Here is a 17,084-nt window from a genome sequence, read left to right on the forward strand (position 1 = left end):
CAATCGCTTAAGCTAAGCCGCCAAAGCCCTAAGGTATGGAAGCAAAATTTTCAAATAGAGTAAAAGAGGTTATTTCCCTTAGCCGGGAGGAGGCGCTTCGACTCGGTCACGATTACATCGGGACGGAGCACCTGTTGCTGGGTATTATTCGCGAGGGCGAAGGAGTAGCGGTACATTTACTCAAAAAATTAGGGGTTACTTTAGAAGAACTTCGCCAAGCGGTGGAGCAATCTACTAAAGGTACTGCCCTGAGTAACGTAAAAAACCTGACGAACATTCCTCTTACTCGTCAGTCTGAAAAAGTATTAAAAATAACCTATCTGGAAGCCAAAATATTCAAGTCACAATTGATTGGGACAGAGCATTTATTGCTATCCATCCTAAGAGATGAGGATAATATTGCGACCCAGATTTTGGAAAAATTTGACGTTAATTATGACGTCGTCAAAGAATTACTAGAGTATCATATGGAAAACAGAAATTCTGGGGAAACTGACGAGAATAAATCGCCAGAAACGCCTCAAATTTTCGGTTCCGCAGGTACTTCCAGTGGTGGTGTTGGCGGTGGAAGTAGCAAGGAGTACTCTAAAGGAAACGAAAAATCCCGCACACCTGTATTGGATAATTTCGGACGAGATTTGACCAAGATGGCGGAAGATGGAAAATTGGATCCTATCGTTGGTCGTGACAAGGAGATTGAGCGCGTAGCCCAAATTCTTTCTCGCCGTAAGAAGAATAATCCTATTCTTATTGGAGAACCGGGTGTTGGTAAAACAGCCATCGCTGAAGGTTTGGCATTGAGAATCATCCAAAGAAAGGTGTCTCGTGTTTTATTTGACAAGCGTGTATTAACGCTTGATTTGGCTTCCTTGGTGGCTGGTACAAAATACCGTGGTCAGTTTGAGGAGCGAATGAAGGCGGTCATGAATGAATTGGAAAAATCTCCGGATGTTATTCTGTTCATTGATGAGTTACACACGATCGTGGGAGCTGGAGGAGCATCGGGCTCACTGGATGCGTCTAATATGTTCAAACCGGCATTGGCCAGGGGAGAAATACAATGTATCGGAGCGACGACTTTAGATGAGTACCGCCAATATATTGAAAAGGATGGCGCTTTGGCTCGTCGATTCCAGCAGGTAATGGTGGATGCGGCAACGCCGGAAGAAACCATCGAGATCCTGAATAATATTAAGTCCAAATATGAAGAGCACCACCATGTAAATTATACAGAGGAAGCGATTCAGGCATGTGTGAAGTTATCGGATCGTTATATCAGTGACCGATTCCTTCCGGATAAGGCCATTGATGTACTGGATGAGGCAGGTGCCCGTGTTCATATTAACAATATTCATGTACCGGATGATATTATCAAGCTTGAAGAAGCGATAGAGAATATCAAATCTGAGAAGAATCGTGTGGTAAAATCTCAGAAGTATGAAGAGGCGGCGCAATTGAGAGATCGCGAGAAGAAGCTGATCGAACAGTTGGATAAAGCTAAATCTTCATGGGAAGAAGAGACCAAGACCAAGCGCTACACGGTAAATGAAGATAATGTAGCCGAGGTGATTGCCATGATGACGGGTGTGCCTACTAAACGTGTTGCTCAGAATGAAAGCCTGAAATTGGTGGGTATGGGTGATGAGTTGAAAGGGAAGGTGATTGGTCAGGATGAGGCGATCAAGAAATTGACGAAAGCCATTCAGCGGACACGAGTAGGATTGAAAGATCCCAAGAAACCGATTGGTTCGTTTGTCTTCCTGGGACCTACCGGTGTTGGTAAAACAGAATTGGCCAAAGTGCTTTCTACTTATTTGTTCGATAAAGAAGATTCTTTAATTCGAATGGATATGTCGGAGTATATGGAGAAATTCTCCGTTAGTAGATTAGTAGGAGCGCCTCCGGGTTATGTCGGTTATGAGGAAGGTGGTCAATTGACGGAGAAAGTCAGACGTAAGCCTTATTCGGTGGTGCTATTGGATGAAATCGAAAAAGCTCACCCGGATATCTTCAATCTGCTTTTACAAGTATTGGATGATGGTATTCTTACTGATGGTTTGGGCCGTCGGGTAGATTTCAGAAATACGATTATCATTATGACCTCTAATATCGGTATCCGTGAATTGAAAGATTTCGGTACTGGAGTGGGTTTTGCAACCCAGGCTAAGAGAGAGGGCGTAGATGATCATATGAAGTCTACTATTCAAAATGCCCTGAAAAAGACTTTCAGTCCCGAGTTCTTAAATAGATTAGATGATGTGATTGTCTTCAATAATCTTAAACGTGAAGATATTCACAAGATCATTGACATCTCACTTCATAAGTTATTCAAGCGTATTGAAGATCTTGGATTTAAGATTGAGCTTACCGAGAAAGCAAAAGATTTCTTATCTGAAAAAGGTTATGATCCACAATATGGAGCAAGACCACTGAATCGCGCCATTCAGAAATACCTGGAAGATGCGGTGGCAGAAGAAATCCTTAAAGGTAGCCTTTCTGAGGGTGATGTGATCATGGCCGATCATAAGGCAAAAGCAAAAGGCTTGACACTGGAGATTAAGAAAGCGGTGAAATCATCTGAAGAGGAGTAAATTATCAATATCCATAAAATTACCAAAGGCCGGGGCATTAGTCTCGGCCTTTGTTTTGGATAATATTTTTTGAAAATGAAAAGCTGCGAATAGGGTGTACGCCTGTTTTTTGGGAGGATGTCGGATCTAAGGGGCATTATATGCGACTTAACCGATTGCTGCGCCGATAGATTAAGTGTCTTTTCAATCCGATAAGATTGTGTTTGCTGATTTTTTATAGCTCAAATTTGGGCAAGCTTGCTTATATCCTCATTCCTCTGCTTTGTTGAAAGAAACTCGAAAATAGAGAACTATTTCTTCTTTTTCATTTCTCCCGCCTCGCAGCTAAAGGCGGATTTAAGCAGGCATAATTTTGCTTGAATATGCAGCATGAAGCTTAATAACTACCATTTATTTTCCGGAAGAACCACTCTAATCCCAAAAGAAGGGTAAAGAGCATCAAGATCCAGCGCAGATCAATGATTGGCCTGAACGATTCTTCTGAATATATTACACCTTTAGCTTCATTTGGTGACCATAATTGCGGATCAAGTTGATCGATTGATTGAAATCCACCCTGATTTCCGGCTAAATTTTTTAAAAGGTTAAAGTCAGCCGTAATCTGTAGAGCTTCCAGTTCCTGTTTCTTGATGAGTAGCTCTCCCTGGTTTTTGAATACTTTACCATTAATGGTGGAGGTTGCGACATAAGCGTATAGACCTTCTGTCAGGTTTTTAACTCTGAAGCGAGCGTTATTTTCCCCAGGAACAAAATCATAATCGTGCTGCTCTCCTTCCTCATTTTCTAGACTCAACTTGATGGGGAGGTCGTAAATGGGCTCAAAAAGTTCATTATAAACCTGAGCCTGGAAGATGACCTGTTCATTTTCCCAATATTCATTTTTTTGGGGGTAAACCTTAAATTGTCTTTTGTCGGTTTTTTTGGTCAGTAACTGTAATACCTTTTTAAAGAAAGTGGTGGAGGTGATGGTTTCTCCCGTTTGGGCATATTCTTTTAATCTCCAGCGGAAGAATCCACTTCCCAAAAGAGTTGCAGATCGGGTTTCTTTGGAAGTGTTGATGGCCAGCAGGGGTTTGTCGGTACTCACACTTCCTACTTGTTGAAATAGCAAGGCCTGGCCCGCTCCTTTCAATTGAGTGTCGCCATAGGGAACGTCCAAAGGCGGAAGCTGTGAGAGCTGACTTTGATGTTCAGGAAGCAGGTTGAAGCCATCAAAACTGCTATTGAATTTGGCAAATACCTGATCCTGTTCTCCTCTATGTCCGATCAGGCTGATGGTTTCATTGATTTTATTCAACTCATTCAGCTGGCTGTTTCGTCCTACCATGAATAAGGTGGGGATACCACGTCTTTCGCATTCTGCAATCATTTTTTTGCCCAGTCCCTTTTTATTAGGAATCTGATGGAAAATCATGAGGTCGAAAGGATCTTTGGGCAGTGCTTGCGCTTCGGTAGTATACAAAAGGCTGAATTCGTAATTCTTATTTTCTTCGATAATGGATCTTAAAAATTTTAAATCCGGATGTGGAGCCAGTGCGAGGCATACAATTTTTTGTTTCCCTTCAATAATTTCAATATAGGCTTGCTTACTGTTGTTTTTGGAGGTGAATTCTTCCTCCAAAGCCACAAGCGTGAGCGCATACCTTTGCATGCCTTTTTCCTCAGCATCCAATTTAAAATCTACCTCTATGAGGTCCCGGTCTTTTTCAATTTGAATGGTCTTTTTTTCTAATAATTTTCCCTGATGCTTTATTTGAATTTCGGCTTGCTTTCCGGCAAGACCAAAAGCTTCTACCTGTGCCTCGATCGGGAATTGATTTCCCTGATAAACTACTTTATTAAATCTTAATTTTTTGAGGTTAAGATCCCGTTTGGGAATAGTGTCCCCGGCACCAATGACATAAACCGGTTCATTGATGGATTGGAAAGTGGGGTTAATGCCCTGATTGTACAAACCATCGCTTAATAGTACTATTCCTGCAAGATTCCTTCCTTCATAACTGGTTTTGATGCTTTGAATGGCACCGGAAAGATTGGTTGATGTGGCATTAAAGGAAAGTTGGTCCATTTTCCTTAAATGGTTTCCTTCTAAATCCTGCACATCTACGCGAAATCCAAGCTCATCCAATTCTTCTTTCCACTGCTCTAATTTTAGCAGTCCGTTAAAAAGACTGGTAGAATCGGAGTAATCCAGGATAGAAGCAGAGTTATCCATTAAAAACACCATGGTAGGGGCCTCCGTTTTATTGGCCACTGTTTTAATCAGAGGATTCATCAAAAGGAAGGCCAATACAGTCACGACGATAAAGCGCAGAAGTGCGAGGGCATTTCGAATGGGTTTAGAGAAACGTTGCGGTTGCTGGTATTGTAAAAATGCATAGGTGAAACCTAAAATTAATGCGGGAATAATCCACCAGGCCGAAACGGGTAACTGAATCTGAATAGACTCCATATTTGAGGAAAGAGGGTTGAAAATGGGCTAATAAAGCTAATATCCTTTTTTACGATAAAGTGGAAAAACTTTCTGTTAAAAATGCAAAAAAAATAGTGATTTGGAATGATCCATGGCGGCTTATTTCCCTAAACACAAAAAAGCCGATTCCTTATTAAAGAAATCGGCTATAAAATGTGTTGCGGTTTTATCAGGTGAGCATTCCACCATCTACCTGGAATACTTGACCGGTAGTATAGGCTGACATATCAGATGCTAAAAATACGCAGGTATTTGCCACATCCACAGGGTCGCCACCGCGCTTTAATGGAATAGCATCTCTCCAGCTTTGTACTTGTTTTTCGTCCAAAACAGCCGTCATCTCTGTTTCAATGAAGCCCGGCGCTACTACATTCGCACGAATTCCTCTGGATCCAAGTTCCAAAGCCACCGATTTTGTGAAGCCAATGATACCGGCCTTAGAAGCAGCATAGTTGGCCTGGCCGGCATTTCCTTTCACGCCAACCACAGAGGACATATTGATGATGGAACCACTACGTTGCTTCATTAATTGGCGCGTAGCAGCTTTCACCGTATTGAAAACGGATTTAAGGTTCACCTGAATGACCTGGTCAAATTGTTCCTCATTCATTCGCATCAACAAACCGTCCTTGGTAATTCCCGCATTGTTAACCAATACATCCAGGCTGCCAAATTCTGCAATAACATCATTGATTAATTGCTCTGCAGCTGCAAAGTCGGAAGCATCTGAACGAAAACCTTTGGCCTGAACCCCTTTGGCTTTCAATTCTTCCTCTAACGCCTGACCTTTTTCAATGCTGGAAAGAAATGTAAATGCAATATTGGCACCATGTGCCGCAAATGTTTCTGCAATGGCACGACCGATTCCTTTGGAGGCACCTGTAATTAAGGCAGTTTTACCTTCTAAAAGTTTCATGGTTTCTATTTATGATTTGAATATTAGTGACTTAAGTGTTCTGATGAATACTCAGTGTAAAAAGCGCTCCAAATATAAGGTTAATTTTTTTCCTTCAATCCAAAATGTAGAATTATTGGTAGGGGTCGATTTATTTTCAATTTGCTTCTTATTTCATTTTCATAAAGTTAGCATTATGACCAGCGATTCTGTTTTTGTTTAATTTGCAATTAATTGATACTGAATTGTAAAAGAATTCGATAAATACTGACATTAATCGTTTTTTTTGTTGGCGTACTTCTTATTAAGCCATAAATTCGCAGCAATCAAATCCATTAGAAATAATACCATATTATAATGTCAGCAAAACATGATGTAATTATCATCGGTAGTGGCCCTGGAGGTTATGTTGCCGCTATCCGTGCATCCCAATTGGGATTAAAAGTTGGAATCGTTGAGCGTGAAAATTTGGGTGGAATTTGCTTGAACTGGGGCTGTATCCCAACGAAAGCACTTTTGAAATCTGCTCAGGTATATGAGTATATTCAGCACGCTTCTGATTATGGAATCACTGTAGGTGAAGCTTCTGCTGACTTTGACGGTATGATCAACCGTTCTCGAGGCGTTGCCGAGAGCATGAGTAAAGGAGTTCAATTCTTGATGAAGAAGAACAAGATTGATGTGATCATGGGATCCGGAAAAATTAAGCCGGGTAAAAAAGTAGAGGTTACCGCTGAAGATGGTACCGTAACTGAATATTCCGCAGAACATATTATTTTGGCAACTGGTGGTCGTTCACGTGAATTACCTTCTTTGCCAATTGACAATAAAAAAATTATCGGATACCGTAAAGCGATGTCTTTGGAAACCCAGCCAAAGAAAATGGTCGTAGTAGGTTCCGGTGCGATTGGTGTTGAGTTTGCTTATTTCTATCACTCTATCGGTACAGAGGTTACGGTGGTAGAATTCATGGACCGTATCGTTCCTGTAGAGGATGCGGACGTTTCCAAGCAATTGGAGCGTGAATACAAGAAGAAAGGTATTAAGATCAAGACTTCTTCAGAGGTAACACATGTAGATACTTCGGGTGAAGGATGTGTGGTTACAGTGAAAACCAAAAAAGGTGAAGAGAAGATTGAGGCAGATATCGTCCTTTCAGCGGTGGGAGTAACTACTAACCTGGAGAACCTTGGACTGGAAGATGTAGGTGTAATGCATGACAGAGGTAAGGTGATCGTGGATGATTACTATAAAACCAATATTCCTGGCGTTTATGCTATCGGTGATATCGTTCATGGTCCTGCTTTGGCACACGTTGCATCTGCAGAAGGAATTATCTGTGTGGAGAAAATCGCTGGTGAATCCCCGGAGCCAATGGACTATAAAAATATCCCGGGCTGTACTTACTGTACTCCTGAGGTAGCTTCTGTTGGTTATACTGAGCAGGCAGCGATTGATGCGGGTTATGAAGTGAAAGTGGGTAAATTCCCATTCTCTGCTTCCGGAAAGGCCAAAGCAGCAGGCGCTAGTGAAGGTTTTGTAAAAGTGATTTACGATGCGAAATACGGCGAGTGGTTAGGGGCGCACATGATTGGTGCTAACGTAACGGAGATGATTGCTGAGGTAGTAGCGGCTCGTAAATTGGAGGCTACAGGTCATGAGATTCTGAAAGCAGTTCACCCTCACCCAACAATGTCTGAGGCGGTGATGGAAGCAACAGCAGCAGCTTATGATGAGGTGATTCACCTGTAAGCAGTCAGTTCAAAAATACATTATAAAGACCAGCACTTTTTCGTGCTGGTTTTTTTGTGGAAAATCTTTTGAGTATTGACTTCATTTAAAGTGGATTCCCTTCGTATGGACGATGAAGTCAATTTCTATTATGTAGTGAGCTTTTGCGAAAAGCCAGTCATTTTAAAAAGAACACCAGCTTTTTTGAGAAACACCCAGGAGCATTAGGAACCGATATTGGTCATCCGATTCTTTACTTTATGTCGATTAAAGGTGAGGTTTTTACCCGAATGATTCTTTTTGATAAGAGCTAGAGATAAAATGGTTGATATGATAGAGACCATTGCAGCACCGGTTATTCCGGTGAAAAGGAAACCTAAACCAAAAGAGGTGAGGAAAACTACTCCAAAGATTATCGCCCTATTTTTGATTAATTCCGTGATCGTATAATCTTCTGCTTTAATGTCATCTACCCCGTAAGTGTGAGTTTTGCCACAGGAATTACAGGTTAAATCAAAGGTCTCTCCATGTTTCTGGACTATCTTGATTCTGGTGGCGCCTGTAATCGGGCTGTCATTTTCGGCTCTACAAGTGGTGCATTTTACGATGAGCTTCATAAAAAATAGGTGTTAGTGTAAAAAATATAAAAGCACAAGTTAAAAAAAGCGCCAAAAAGTAGCAAAGTGTGGGCAGGTTGTCTCCGAAAATAAAAAAGCCGAACCTCAAAGGCCCGGCTTTCTTTGGAACAATTCCCTTACTTAAACGGTCATGATATCGTTTTCTTTCTTAGCGAAAACTTCTTCAATCTTACCGTAGTAGGTATTCGTTAATTTTTGAACGGAATCTTCCGCATCTTTGATCATGTCCTCAGAAGCGCCGTCTCCCTTCAGTTTTTTCAAAGCATCATTGGTTTCCTGACGTACGCGACGAACCCGGATTTTACCGTTTTCAGCCTCCGATTTCGCCTGCTTAACCAATTCCTTACGACGTTCCTCTGTTACTGGCGGGATGGTCAAAATGATCATCTCACCATTATTCATAGGAGCCAGACCCAAATCTGAGTTAATGATGGAACGCTCGATCTCATTGATCAAGGACTTCTCAAATGGTTTAATGGAAATCGTACGAGCGTCAGGTGTAGTAACTGAAGATACCTGGCTCAATGGAGTAACGGCACCGTAGTATTCCACTGTGATACCATCAAGCATAGAGGCACTGGCTTTTCCGGCACGGATACGCATCATTTCATGCGATACCGCGGCTACAGCTTTTTCCATTCCCTCCTTGGCTTCCTCCAAATAAAATTCGATCTCTTCCATGAGTATGTTATTTTTTTATTCTGAAATTAATGTTCCGATGTCTTCCCCTTTAACCAACTTGGTCAAGTTACCTTCTTTGTTCATATCAAAAACGATAATTGGAAGATTATTTTCTTTACAAAGGGTGAAGGCAGTCATATCCATCACGTTCAAGCCACGCTTGTATACTTCACCAAAAGAAATATTAGTGAATTTTTCTGCAGAAGGATCCTTCTCCGGGTCAGCAGTATAAACACCATCAACACGAGTGCCTTTCAACACAACATCTGCTTCAATCTCCACGGCTCTTAAAGAGGCGGTAGAATCTGTGGTGAAATAGGGGTTACCAATACCAGCTCCGAAAATAACCACACGGCCTTTTTCCAAATGACGCACTGCTTTTCGGCGAATGAACGGTTCACAAACCTGGTTGATCTGCAGGCCAGACATTAATCGGGTTTGAATACCCTGATTTTCCAACGCACTTTGTAGGGCCATTGCATTAATCAGTGTTGCTAACATGCCCATATAATCACCCTGAACACGGTCAACGCCTGATTTTTCGGCCTGTATACCACGGAAAATGTTACCACCGCCAATTACGATTGCAATTTCCACACCCTGATCCAATGCGTTTTTGATTTCTTGTGTATATTGAACCAATTGATCAGGAGAGATGCCGTGCTTGTCGGCACCCGCTAAAGCTTCACCACTCAGCTTTAAGAGAATTCTTTTATATTTCATAGGTCTGGCACTTGTCAAATAAATCAGACAAATATACGAGACCTCCCCGAGAATCCTAAACGACCTTTCTCATAAAAAAGGGCTGATGATAAGATTTTTAGTAAAGAGCCTGTAAATTGCAGTCCTTGTACATAAAAATATTACTATTTGCCCATGCAAATAAATTTTCCGCATTCGTTCACCCGATACTGCATGTTGATCGGGATTTTTTTCATGGCTTGTAAGCCTTCATCTCAAATTCCGGTAGAAAGTCCGCCACAGGCAGATCCGCCGATGCGCCCGATCATGACGATTCCCACGGAGGTAGAAGTGGAGGGCAAACGGCAGCCTGTATATCATGGTAGTCGGGAGATGTTGCATGATTTGTTGCACACCCGATTGGATTTATCTTTTGATTGGGAGCAAAAGGCGGTGATCGGCGAGGCTGCTTTGGATTTGAAAGCTCATTTTTATCCACAAAAGGAATTGGTTTTGGATGCGGTGGGCTTTGAAGTCAATTGGGTGAAGCTGTTGAAGGGGAGGAGTGGCAGGATGTGAGTTTTGAAAATGACAGCCTTCAATTAACCATTGATTTGGGGCGAGAATATGCCAAAGAAGAAATTTTGAAAGTGCGGGTGAATTATATTGCTCGTCCTTATGAAGTGCCCTCAGAAGGAAGCGATGCGATTACCGATGATAAGGGGTTGTATTTTATCAACGCCGACGGTTCTCAGCCTGGGGTGCCGAAGCAAATATGGTCTCAGGGAGAAACCCAGGCGAACAGTAAATGGTTTCCGACCATTGATAGTCCCAATCAAAAATCTACCCAGGAGATGTTCCTGACGGTGGATAATCGCTATACCACTTTGTCTAATGGGTTGTTAGTGTACACAAGGGAAAACGAAAACGGTACGCGGACAGATTATTGGAAAATGGACCTTCCCCACTCACCTTACTTATTTATGGTGGCTATTGGTGAATTTGAAGTGACCGAGGATCAGTGGGGGGATATTTCTTTACGCTATTTGATGGAAAAAGAATATGCGCCCTATGCGAAGCACATTTTTGGAAACACGCCGGAGATGATGACTTTTTTCTCGGATAAGCTGGACTATCCTTTTCCCTGGCCAAAATATGATCAGGTAGTGGTGCGTGAATATGTATCAGGAGCGATGGAGAATACCACCGCCTCCTTATATATGGATGCGCTGAATATGGATACCATTGCCTTAAATGACTATAATTGGGATTTTATCATTGCGCATGAATTATTCCATCACTGGTTCGGGGATTTGGTGACATGTGAATCCTGGTCAAACTTAAGCCTGAATGAAGCCTTCGCAAACTTTTGTGAAGCAGAATGGCTTGGCTACAAATACGGAGCGGCAGAGGCGGCCTACCATAATTACAGTGAATTGCAGACTTATTTAAATGAAGCCAGTAGCAAACAGGTGGACTTGATTCGTTATCGCTATGCAGACAAAGAAGATATGTTCGATGCGCACTCTTATTCCAAGGGTGGGTTGATTCTTCGGATGTTGAAAAATTATATTGGGGAGGAGGCGTTTTGGGCTTCGCTAAACTTGTATTTGAAAGACAATGCTTTCCAGACAGTGGAATTGGCGAATTTGAGATTGGCTTTTGAAAAAATCACCGGTCAGGATTTGAATTGGTTTTTTAACCAATGGTTTTTGGCTTCCGGACATCCTGACTTAGGTGTGACGGAAAATTACCTGCCGGGGAAATTAACCCTTACCATAGAGCAAAAACAAAATTTCAATACCACTCCTTTATATCAGCTTCCTCTCAGGGTAGATATTTGGAGCAATGGACAAAAGCAATCCCATCAGATCTGGTTGGAGGATGAAAGGCAGGATTTTGAGTTTAGCTTATCTGCTGCCCCTGAATTGGTATTACTAGATCCCGAACAGTTATTAGTGGGGGTGGTAGAGCATGAAAAGCCACAAACTACCTGGGAATACCAGTATCGCCATGCGGAAAATCCGGTGGCGCGCTTGAGTGCTTTAATGAATATAGATGAATTTGTGCCCGATACCCTGGATTCAGAACTCAAAGTGTATCATGAGGCGCTGGAGGATTCTGTTAGCTACATTAGGGACTGGGCCCTGAATCATATCCCAATTGAAGGCACTCCGGATAAAGCACAATATTTGAAAAAGGTGGCTAAGCTAGCCGAATTTGATTCGAATAATGAGGTGAGAAGTTCTGCGATGTGGGTGTTAGGAGAAGAAGCCCCTGCGGATTACCGCATGTTGTTTAAAAGAAACCTGACTTATCCTTCTTATCAGGTGAGAGGTACCGCTTTAATGGGCTATGTGCGTTCCCGCCCGGAAGATGCGGATGAGACGGTGGAGGAATACGCGGATGCCGCCGACCTGAATCTGATTGTGGCCGTAGCAAGTTATTATGCCGAGAACGGGAAAGTAGAAAAATTACCCTGGTTTGAAGAAAAAATCGATGCCGCCCAATCTCAGGAGTTATGGTACCTGTTGCAATACTATGGGGAGCTGCTAATGAATGCCCCGGAATCAGCCCAAAGAGAAGGGGCTGAAAGGTTGAAGAATCTGGCGATAAATGCTGATGATGAGTTTACCAGAATGGTTGCTTTCCAGTCCATGAACTTTTTGGAATTTAATGGTTTGCAGGAGTTGATGCAAGAAGTGGCTGCCTCCGAGAACAACCAAAAATTATTACGCCTTTATGATGGTTGGAATGAAGAATAAGCATATATTTGCACCCAAAACAAATGGGGCCTTTCAGTAGGCTAAAAATCAAAGGTTTAAGCTTTTTAAAATTTATCGGAATTATTTGATAAATGAAAAAAAGCGTATACCTTTGCAATCCGTTTGTTGGGGCGTTATTCGCTTATTCGCGGGGCTGAGGCTGATTTTCAGTGGTTTATCTCATAAATTACCGACAGCTTTCAGTTTAGGGTTTTGCCCTGTTGCTCGCTGATTAAATGAAGAAAACGCTTAAACGAGAATTACTCTTTACTATTAATAACAAAACTGAGGATTTAGAAACATGGCTAAAGAAACCTTTGACCGTTCGAAGCCGCACGTTAACATCGGTACTATCGGTCACGTTGACCACGGTAAAACCACTTTGACAGCGGCAATTTCTAGCGTATTGGCTGGTAAAGGACTTGCTGAGCAGAGAGATTTTGGTTCTATCGATAACGCTCCTGAAGAAGCTGAGCGTGGTATCACCATTAACACTTCTCACATCGAGTACCAAACTGAGAACCGTCACTATGCACACGTTGACTGTCCTGGTCACGCCGATTACGTGAAGAACATGGTAACTGGTGCTGCTCAGATGGACGGTGCGATCATCGTAGTTGCTGCTACTGACGGTCCAATGCCACAAACTCGTGAGCACATCTTGTTGTCTCGTCAGGTAGGTGTACCTGCATTGGTTGTGTTCTTGAACAAATGCGACATGGTAGACGACGAAGAGCTTCTTGAGTTGGTTGACATGGAGGTTCGTGAGTTGTTGTCTGAGTACGATTTCCCAGGTGATGATATTCCTGTAATCCAGGGTTCTGCTTTGGGTGCGTTGAATGGCGAGCCTGAGTGGGTTAAGACTGTAGAAGAATTGATGGATGCTGTTGATTCTTACATTCCAGAGCCTGAGCGTTTGACTGACCGTGACTTCTTGATGCCGGTAGAGGATGTATTCTCTATCACTGGTCGTGGTACTGTTGCAACTGGTCGTATCGAGCGTGGTACTATCAACTCTGGTGATCCTGTTGAAATCTTGGGTATGGGTGCTGAGGACATGACTTCTACCGTAACTGGTGTGGAGATGTTCCGTAAGATCTTGGATCAAGGTTTGGCTGGTGACAACGTTGGTTTGTTGCTTCGTGGTGTTGATAAAGCTGACATCAAGCGTGGTATGGTAATCGTTAAGCCTGGTTCCGTAACTCCACACGCTCATTTCAAAGCTGAGATTTACGTATTGTCTAAAGAAGAAGGTGGTCGTCACACTCCATTCTTTAACAACTACCGTCCTCAGTTCTACTTCCGTACAACAGATGTTACTGGTAACATCAAGTTGGCTGAAGGAGTTGAGATGGTAATGCCTGGTGATAACGTAACTATCGAGGTAGAATTGATCAACAAGATCGCTCTTGAGAAGAACTTGCGTTTCGCGATCCGTGAAGGTGGTCGTACTGTAGGTTCAGGTCAGGTAACTGAGATCTTGGACTAAGATAAAGCTATCAATTAGTGTTTGTTGTATCTTCTTTGGTACAGCGTTTGCACTACTGATAATAAATCTTTAAATTTGCGTCCCGCTATTTTGTGGGACGCTTTTTACGGGTGTAGCTCAATTGGTAGAGTAGTGGTCTCCAAAACCATTGGCTGAGGGTTCGAGTCCTTCCACCCGTGCTAAAATTTTTTAATTTTTCAGGTTATGTTGAAATTGAAAACGTTTATCAGCGAGTCGTACGTAGAAATGCGCGACAAAGTGACTTGGCCTCCGTACGGTGAGTTGCAGAATTCTACTATCCTTGTGATTGTAGGGTGCTTGGTGTTCACCGCCATGATTGGATTAATGGACCTGTCATTTGACAGCCTGATGAAATTTTTCTACGGACAGTTCTAATTTACGCTTAAAGGTAACTGATGAGTAGCGAGTTGAAATGGTATGTTGTTCGCGTAGTGAGCGGGCAAGAGAAAAAAGCAAAATCATATCTGGAAACAGAGGTTCAGCGCCATAATCTTGAGGATTATGTAGCGGAAGTTCTTATCCCAAGTGAGAAAGTTTATGAAATGCGTAACGGCAAGAAGCGCGTTCGTGAGCGTAACCATTTTCCGGGTTATGTGATCGTGTCTGCAGATCTTTCTCATGGTGAAGCGCTGCATATCGTAAACAGTACCCCAGGTGTAATTGGGTTTTTAGGAGATACCTCTGGTGCAAATGCCAAGCCAGTGCCATTAAGAGAGGCCGAGATTAATCGGATTCTGGGTGTTGGTCAGGAAGAAGAGCCAGAAATGGAAGAAGCCACTACGGATATGGTATTTACTGTGGGAGAGTCTGTGACTGTTATGGACGGGCCTTTCAGTGGTTTTACCGGTGCTGTGGAAGAGGTATACGAAGAGAGAAAGAAGCTTAAGGTGATGGTGAAGATCTTCGGTCGTAACACACCTGTTGAGCTGAATTATATACAAGTTGAAAAACAAGACTAGTTTAAAAAATGGCTAAAGAAATTGCCGGTTATTTAAAACTGCAAATTAAGGGAGGTGCTGCGAATCCATCGCCACCGGTTGGACCTGCGCTTGGTAGTAAGGGTATCAATATTATGGAGTTCTGTAAGCAGTTCAATGCTCGTACGCAGGACAAAGCAGGTCAAGTATTGCCTGTATTGGTGACTTACTACGCTGACAAGTCATTTGAGTTTGTTGTAAAAACTCCTCCAGCTGCTGTTCTATTGATGAACGCTGCCAAGTTGAAGAAAGGTTCTTCCGAGCCTAACCGTGTGAAAGTTGGTTCTGTATCTTGGGATCAAGTAAAAGAAATCGCTGAAACTAAAATGCCTGATTTGAATGCATTTACTGTTGAAGCGGCAATGCGCATGGTTGCAGGTACTGCTCGTAGTATGGGTCTTAAAGTAGAAGGAACCGCTCCTTGGGAAGCGTAAAAAACAGGAACAATGGCGAGATTAACTAAGAAAAGAAAAGATGCCTTAGCTAAATTCGACAGAGAAAAGGATTATTCTTTGTCTGAAGCTTCAGCTCTAGTAAAGGAGATTACATTCACTAAGTTCGATGCTTCTGTAGATATCGACGTGCGTTTGGGTGTAGATCCTCGTAAAGCAGACCAAATGGTACGTGGTGTTGTTGCCCTTCCTCATGGTACTGGTAAAAACGTTCGCGTTTTGGCCTTGGTAACTCCTGAGAAAGAAGAGGAAGCAAAAGCTGCCGGAGCGGATTACGTAGGTATGGATGAGTTTATCAAGAAGATCGAAGGTGGTTGGACTGATATCGATGTAATCATCACTATGCCAACAGTAATGGCGAAGATCGGTCGTTTGGGTCGTGTGTTAGGTCCTCGTGGTTTGATGCCTAACCCAAAAGCAGGTACTGTAACGATGGATGTTGCTAAAGCAGTAAAAGAAGTGAAAGCTGGTAAAATCGACTTCAAAGTTGATAAAACTGGTATTATTCACACTTCTATTGGTAAATCCAATTTCACTCCTGAGCAAATTCAAGAGAACGCGACAGAGTTGTTGAACACACTTTCTAAATTGAAGCCTGCTTCAGCGAAAGGGACTTACTTCAAGTCTATCAGCATCTCTTCTACTATGAGCCCAGGTATTAAAGTTGATAAAAGTAGCATAGCTGGATTGTAATTATGAATAGAGAAGAAAAACTTCAGATCATTAATGACCTGACTGCTAAGTTGAAAGAAAACAATGTCTTCTACATTACAGATGCAGCTGGGCTAAGCGTAGCCGATGTAAACGATTTACGTCGCGCGTGTTTCAACAAAGGTGTTGAGTACAAATTGTACAAAAATACTTTGATTCAAAAAGCATTGGAGAATTTAGGTGCTGATGTATCTGATTTCGAAGGTGGCAAGGTATTTGCTGGACAGTCGGGAATCATGTTCGCGACGGAGGAAACTGCTTCCATCCCGGCAAAAGTGATTAAAGAATTTAGAAAAACGAATGAGAAACCGATCCTTAAAGGTGCTTCCATCGATTTCGATCTGTTCGTTGGTGATGATAAAGTAGATACGCTGAGCAAGCTTAAATCTAAAGCCGAACTTATTGGCGAGGTTATTGGATTGCTTCAGTCTCCTGCGAAAAACGTTATCTCTGCACTTTCTTCAGGTGGAGACAACTTGGCAGGTATTATCAAAACCCTTTCTGAGCGTTAATATTAGATTTTAAAAGAAAACAATTTTAATTTTACAAAAAGATGGCAGATCTTAAAGAATTCGCAGAACAGCTAGTAAACCTATCCGTTAAAGACGTTAACGAATTAGCTACAATCCTAAAAGAGGAGTATGGTATCGAACCTGCTGCTGCTGCTGCACCTGTAATGGTTGCTGGTGGTGGTGAAGGTGAAGCTGCTGCTGAAAAAACTGAGTTCGATGTAGTATTGAAAGCAGCTGGTTCAGCTAAATTGAAAGTTGTTAAAGCGGTTAAAGAATTGGCTGGTCTTGGCTTGAAAGAAGCTAAAGAAGTAGTTGATGGTGCACCTTCTACTATCAAAGAAGGAATCGCTAAAGACGAAGCTGAAGCACTTAAGAAAGAATTGGAAGCTGTAGGTGCTGAAGTAGAGTTGAAATAATATACTCCGAATTTTGAAATGTCTAGCTTAAGCGGGCAATTCGAAATTTGA

At 42.3% G+C, this 17,084-nt stretch carries 16 protein-coding genes and 1 tRNA gene; 12 read left to right on the forward strand and 5 right to left on the reverse strand.

Annotation, left to right across the window (positions count from 1 at the left end):
* The first annotated feature begins 35 nt into the window (after nucleotides 1-35).
* Nucleotides 36-2,591, forward strand: coding sequence for an ATP-dependent Clp protease ATP-binding subunit (locus NG22_RS16535; RefSeq protein WP_053406718.1), 2,556 nt, complete (start codon nucleotides 36-38; stop codon nucleotides 2,589-2,591).
* Nucleotides 2,592-2,967: 376 nt separating this feature from the next.
* On the opposite strand, the gene NG22_RS16540 is transcribed toward NG22_RS16535, so the two are convergent.
* Both NG22_RS16540 and fabG read right to left on the reverse strand, forming a co-directional pair.
* A complete protein-coding gene (locus NG22_RS16540) occupies nucleotides 2,968-5,043 on the reverse strand; it encodes a hypothetical protein (RefSeq protein ID WP_053406719.1) in 2,076 nt (691 codons plus the stop codon).
* Nucleotides 5,044-5,233: 190 nt separating this feature from the next.
* A complete protein-coding gene (gene fabG, locus NG22_RS16545; RefSeq protein ID WP_053406720.1) occupies nucleotides 5,234-5,980 on the reverse strand; it encodes a 3-oxoacyl-[acyl-carrier-protein] reductase in 747 nt (248 codons plus the stop codon).
* Nucleotides 5,981-6,316: 336 nt separating this feature from the next.
* Between fabG and lpdA the strand changes: the two genes are divergently transcribed.
* Nucleotides 6,317-7,711 carry a dihydrolipoyl dehydrogenase gene (lpdA, locus tag NG22_RS16555; RefSeq protein ID WP_053406722.1) on the forward strand — a complete coding sequence of 465 codons (1,395 nt, stop codon included), beginning with the start codon at nucleotides 6,317-6,319 and terminating at the stop codon, nucleotides 7,709-7,711.
* A gap of 203 nt (nucleotides 7,712-7,914) precedes the next feature.
* On the opposite strand, the gene NG22_RS16560 is transcribed toward lpdA, so the two are convergent.
* The 3 genes from NG22_RS16560 to pyrH all read right to left on the reverse strand — a co-directional run bounded on the left by NG22_RS16560 (nucleotide 7,915) and on the right by pyrH (nucleotide 9,732).
* On the reverse strand, nucleotides 7,915-8,307 hold the full coding sequence (locus NG22_RS16560) for a hypothetical protein (protein ID WP_053406723.1): 393 nt from the start codon (nucleotides 8,305-8,307) through the stop codon (nucleotides 7,915-7,917).
* Between the two features lie 141 nt (nucleotides 8,308-8,448).
* Nucleotides 8,449-9,009 (reverse strand): ribosome recycling factor, encoded by a 561-nt coding sequence (gene frr / locus NG22_RS16565; RefSeq protein WP_053406724.1) that lies wholly within the window; start codon nucleotides 9,007-9,009, stop codon nucleotides 8,449-8,451.
* Nucleotides 9,010-9,024: 15 nt separating this feature from the next.
* Nucleotides 9,025-9,732 carry a UMP kinase gene (pyrH, locus tag NG22_RS16570; protein ID WP_053406725.1) on the reverse strand — a complete coding sequence of 236 codons (708 nt, stop codon included), beginning with the start codon at nucleotides 9,730-9,732 and terminating at the stop codon, nucleotides 9,025-9,027.
* 153 nt (nucleotides 9,733-9,885) lie between these two features.
* Here pyrH and NG22_RS16575 point away from each other — a divergent pair, with 153 nt between their 5' ends.
* From NG22_RS16575 to rplL, 10 genes are all read left to right on the forward strand, one after another.
* Complete coding sequence (locus NG22_RS16575; protein WP_157601178.1) at nucleotides 9,886-10,269, forward strand: hypothetical protein; 384 nt, start codon at nucleotides 9,886-9,888, stop codon at nucleotides 10,267-10,269.
* On the forward strand, nucleotides 10,230-12,455 hold the full coding sequence (locus tag NG22_RS16580) for a M1 family metallopeptidase (RefSeq protein WP_053406727.1): 2,226 nt from the start codon (nucleotides 10,230-10,232) through the stop codon (nucleotides 12,453-12,455). Before NG22_RS16575 ends, NG22_RS16580 begins: the two co-directional genes overlap by 40 nt.
* A gap of 301 nt (nucleotides 12,456-12,756) precedes the next feature.
* Nucleotides 12,757-13,944 (forward strand): elongation factor Tu, encoded by a 1,188-nt coding sequence (gene tuf / locus NG22_RS16585; RefSeq protein ID WP_053406728.1) that lies wholly within the window; start codon nucleotides 12,757-12,759, stop codon nucleotides 13,942-13,944.
* Nucleotides 13,945-14,050: 106 nt separating this feature from the next.
* Nucleotides 14,051-14,123, forward strand: a tRNA-Trp gene (locus NG22_RS16590).
* 25 nt (nucleotides 14,124-14,148) lie between these two features.
* On the forward strand, nucleotides 14,149-14,340 hold the full coding sequence (gene secE / locus NG22_RS16595) for a preprotein translocase subunit SecE (RefSeq protein ID WP_338237449.1): 192 nt from the start codon (nucleotides 14,149-14,151) through the stop codon (nucleotides 14,338-14,340).
* 20 nt (nucleotides 14,341-14,360) lie between these two features.
* On the forward strand, nucleotides 14,361-14,924 hold the full coding sequence (nusG, locus tag NG22_RS16600; RefSeq protein WP_053406729.1) for a transcription termination/antitermination protein NusG: 564 nt from the start codon (nucleotides 14,361-14,363) through the stop codon (nucleotides 14,922-14,924).
* A gap of 8 nt (nucleotides 14,925-14,932) precedes the next feature.
* A complete protein-coding gene (rplK, locus tag NG22_RS16605; protein WP_053406730.1) occupies nucleotides 14,933-15,376 on the forward strand; it encodes a 50S ribosomal protein L11 in 444 nt (147 codons plus the stop codon).
* 12 nt (nucleotides 15,377-15,388) lie between these two features.
* Nucleotides 15,389-16,087, forward strand: coding sequence for a 50S ribosomal protein L1 (gene rplA, locus NG22_RS16610; protein ID WP_053406731.1), 699 nt, complete (start codon nucleotides 15,389-15,391; stop codon nucleotides 16,085-16,087).
* Between the two features lie 2 nt (nucleotides 16,088-16,089).
* Nucleotides 16,090-16,617 carry a 50S ribosomal protein L10 gene (rplJ, locus tag NG22_RS16615; protein WP_053406732.1) on the forward strand — a complete coding sequence of 176 codons (528 nt, stop codon included), beginning with the start codon at nucleotides 16,090-16,092 and terminating at the stop codon, nucleotides 16,615-16,617.
* 41 nt (nucleotides 16,618-16,658) lie between these two features.
* The gene (rplL, locus tag NG22_RS16620) at nucleotides 16,659-17,033 is read left to right on the forward strand and encodes a 50S ribosomal protein L7/L12 (protein WP_053406733.1); all 375 of its coding nucleotides are present in this window, start codon (nucleotides 16,659-16,661) and stop codon (nucleotides 17,031-17,033) included.
* The last annotated feature ends 51 nt before the right edge of the window (nucleotides 17,034-17,084 follow it).

This window comes from Persicobacter sp. CCB-QB2 (assembly GCF_001274635.1).
In the GTDB taxonomy this organism is placed as follows: domain Bacteria; phylum Bacteroidota; class Bacteroidia; order Cytophagales; family Cyclobacteriaceae; genus Persicobacter; species Persicobacter diffluens.

What these genes read in the sequence shown, in the direction of transcription:
- rplJ (WP_053406732.1), top strand. Translation starts at nt 16,090, where the DNA reads ATGAATAGAGAAGAAAAACTTCAGATCATTAATGACCTGACTGCTAAG.
- rplL (WP_053406733.1), top strand. Translation starts at nt 16,659, where the DNA reads ATGGCAGATCTTAAAGAATTCGCAGAACAGCTAGTAAACCTATCCGTT.
- rplK (WP_053406730.1), top strand. Translation starts at nt 14,933, where the DNA reads ATGGCTAAAGAAATTGCCGGTTATTTAAAACTGCAAATTAAGGGAGGT.
- fabG (WP_053406720.1), bottom strand. Translation starts at nt 5,980, where the DNA reads ATGAAACTTTTAGAAGGTAAAACTGCCTTAATTACAGGTGCCTCCAAA.
- pyrH (WP_053406725.1), bottom strand. Translation starts at nt 9,732, where the DNA reads ATGAAATATAAAAGAATTCTCTTAAAGCTGAGTGGTGAAGCTTTAGCG.
- lpdA (WP_053406722.1), top strand. Translation starts at nt 6,317, where the DNA reads ATGTCAGCAAAACATGATGTAATTATCATCGGTAGTGGCCCTGGAGGT.
- nusG (WP_053406729.1), top strand. Translation starts at nt 14,361, where the DNA reads ATGAGTAGCGAGTTGAAATGGTATGTTGTTCGCGTAGTGAGCGGGCAA.
- NG22_RS16560 (WP_053406723.1), bottom strand. Translation starts at nt 8,307, where the DNA reads ATGAAGCTCATCGTAAAATGCACCACTTGTAGAGCCGAAAATGACAGC.
- secE (WP_338237449.1), top strand. Translation starts at nt 14,149, where the DNA reads ATGTTGAAATTGAAAACGTTTATCAGCGAGTCGTACGTAGAAATGCGC.
- NG22_RS16540 (WP_053406719.1), bottom strand. Translation starts at nt 5,043, where the DNA reads ATGGAGTCTATTCAGATTCAGTTACCCGTTTCGGCCTGGTGGATTATT.
- NG22_RS16535 (WP_053406718.1), top strand. Translation starts at nt 36, where the DNA reads ATGGAAGCAAAATTTTCAAATAGAGTAAAAGAGGTTATTTCCCTTAGC.
- rplA (WP_053406731.1), top strand. Translation starts at nt 15,389, where the DNA reads ATGGCGAGATTAACTAAGAAAAGAAAAGATGCCTTAGCTAAATTCGAC.
- frr (WP_053406724.1), bottom strand. Translation starts at nt 9,009, where the DNA reads ATGGAAGAGATCGAATTTTATTTGGAGGAAGCCAAGGAGGGAATGGAA.
- tuf (WP_053406728.1), top strand. Translation starts at nt 12,757, where the DNA reads ATGGCTAAAGAAACCTTTGACCGTTCGAAGCCGCACGTTAACATCGGT.
- NG22_RS16575 (WP_157601178.1), top strand. Translation starts at nt 9,886, where the DNA reads ATGCAAATAAATTTTCCGCATTCGTTCACCCGATACTGCATGTTGATC.